Annotated in this window: 2 protein-coding genes; both read left to right on the plus strand. The window is 64.7% G+C overall.

What is annotated here, in order from left to right; translation table 11 throughout:
- The coding region (locus ACOJVU_RS18135) for a UvrB/UvrC motif-containing protein (protein ID WP_421531041.1) at nucleotides 1–464 on the plus strand (464 nt) is incomplete at its 5' end.
- Nucleotides 465–889: 425 nt separating this feature from the next.
- Nucleotides 890–2557 carry a nitrite/sulfite reductase gene (locus ACOJVU_RS18140; protein WP_421531042.1) on the plus strand — a complete coding sequence of 556 codons (1668 nt, stop codon included), beginning with the start codon at nucleotides 890–892 and terminating at the stop codon, nucleotides 2555–2557.
- Nucleotides 2558–2575: the final 18 nt, after the last annotated feature.

The following is a 2575-nucleotide window of genomic DNA, read 5'->3' on the forward strand; positions in this document are numbered from 1 at the left end:
CCCGCAACGTCTCCGGGGAAGTGCACATGTATGCCGACACCATCACCGATTCGATGAAAGAGGCCATCGACGAGACCGAGCGGCGGCGGGCCAAACAGATCGCCTACAACGAGGCCCACGGCATCGACCCGCAACCGCTACGCAAGAAGATCGGCGACATCCTCGACCAGGTCTACCGCGAGGCAGACGACACCGACATCGGGATCGGCGGGTCAGGCCGCAACGCATCCCGCGGCCGGCGCGCGCAGGGTGAGCCGGGACGTGCGGTGAGCGCCGGCGTGTTCGAAGGTCGCGACACCGCCAACATGCCCCGCGCCGAGCTGGCCGATCTCATCAAGGACCTCACCGCGCAGATGACGGCCGCCGCGCGCGATCTGCAGTTCGAATTGGCCGCCCGGTTCCGAGACGAGATCGCCGATTTGAAGAAGGAACTGCGCGGGATGGACGCCGCCGGTCTCATGTGACACAGGCGGTTGGCGAGTGTGCTGGGCGGCAGGTATCTGGATACGTCGGTCGTGCTGGCCCGGCCGGCGGACCGGGTGCGCGGCTTAGCTGCGATCCCATGTGCCCGATTGCCGGCCGCTCGCGAGCGGTCGCGCATCGCATCGCCAAGCAAACGCCGCTTAACGAGATTGCCATCGAAACACTGCCAACGGTTGAAGGGTTCGATTTCAGACGGCCATTCCGTACCGACAACGAATCCAGGAAATCTCATGCCGCTACGGGTTACGGCGTGAACAAAGTGGGTATCACCCCCTCGGTCGGCTGGTGTCGCCGCCGTCGCGTTGGGTGCATATCTCCGGTGGTGTCGGTGTGTCGTCGGTGGTTCCGAGCGCTGGGCGCCGAAGGAGTGGCCCACGTCGACGACGTTGTGAAGGAGGGACCAAAAATGAGCAACCCCCGGTCCGGTAAGAAACGCAGCGAAGGCCAGTGGGCGCTGGGCGAGCGTGCACCGCTCAACGACAACGAGCGATTCAAACAGGACGACGCCCCGCTCAACGTCCGTGACCGGATTTTGAACGTCTACGCCAAGCGGGGCTTCGACAGCATCGACAAAACCGACTTGCGGGGGCGATTCCGCTGGATGGGGCTGTACACCCAGCGTGAGCAGGGCTATGACGGATCCTGGACCGGGGACGAGAACATCGACACCATCGAGGCCCGCTATTTCATGATGCGGATCCGCTCCGACGGCAAGGCACTCTCGGCGGCCGCGCTGCGCGCCATGGGTCAGATTTCCACCGAGTTCGGCCGCGACACCGCCGACATCGGGGATCGGGAAAGCCTGCAGATCCATTGGGTGGAAATCGAGAATGTTCCCGAGATCTGGCGGCGGCTCGACGAGGTGGGCTTGCAAACGACCGAGGCGTGCGGGGATTGCCCGCGTGGCTTCCACGGCTCGCCGCTGGCCGGTGAATCCTTGGACGAGGTTCTTGATCCCACGCCGGCCATCGAGGAGATCACCCGGCGGTTTTTGGGCAACCCCGAGTACGCGGACCTGCCCCGCAAGTACAAGACCGCGATCTCGGGATTGCAGGACGTCTCGCACGAAACCCACGATGTGGCGTTCATCGGCGTCAGCCATCCCGAGCACGGCCCCGGTATGGACCTGTGGGTCGGTGGCGGCCTGTCGACCAACCCAATGCTGGCCCAGCGGGTCGGTGTCTGGGTGCCGCTGGACGAGGTGCCCGACGTGTGGGAGGCGGTGACCGCGCTGTTCCGCGATTACGGTTATCGGCGGCTGCGCGCCAAGGCGCGGCTGAAGTTTCTGGTCAAGGACTGGGGGGTGGAAAAATTCCGCGAGGTGCTCGAAAGCGAGTATCTCAATCGACGACTGGTCGACGGGCCGGCACCCGAGCCGATCACCCACCCGATCGATCACGTGGGAGTGCAGCGGCAAAAAAACGGCCTCAACGCGATCGGGGTCGCCGCGATCGCCGGGCGAGTCTCAGGTAGCACACTGTCGGCGGTAGCCGACTTGATGGAACGGGTCGGCTCGGATCGGGCCCGGTTCAGCCCGTATCAGAAGCTGATCATCCTCGACGTGCCCGACGACAAGGTCGAGGAGATGGTGGCCGCTCTCGACACGCTCGGGTTGCCGGCGCGGCCGTCGCGCTGGCGCAAGAACCTGATGGCCTGCACCGGCATCGAGTTCTGCAAGCTCTCGTTCGCCGAGACGCGGGTCCGTGCCCATACGCTGGTGCCCGAGCTGGAATCCCGCCTGGCCGACATCAACGACGGGCTCGATGTGCCGATCAGCGTCGGGCTCAACGGCTGCCCCAATTCCTGTGCCCGCATCCAGGTCAGCGACATCGGGCTCAAGGGTCAGATGCTCGACGACGGCCACGGCGGGGCGGTCGAAGGTTTCCAGGTTCACCTGGGCGGAGGTCTTGGCCAAGAGGCTGGGTTTGGCCGCAAACTGCGTGCGCATAAGGTCTACAGTCACGATCTCGGCGACTACATCGACCGGGTGGTGCGCAACTTCGTCACCAAGCGTGATCCCGGCGAGCGTTTCGCGAACTGGGCGTTGCGCGCCGAAGAGGATGATCTTCGATGAGGACAGGAGTATCAGATG

Source organism: Mycobacterium sp. THU-M104 (genome assembly GCF_049197365.1).
GTDB lineage: Bacteria > Actinomycetota > Actinomycetes > Mycobacteriales > Mycobacteriaceae > Mycobacterium.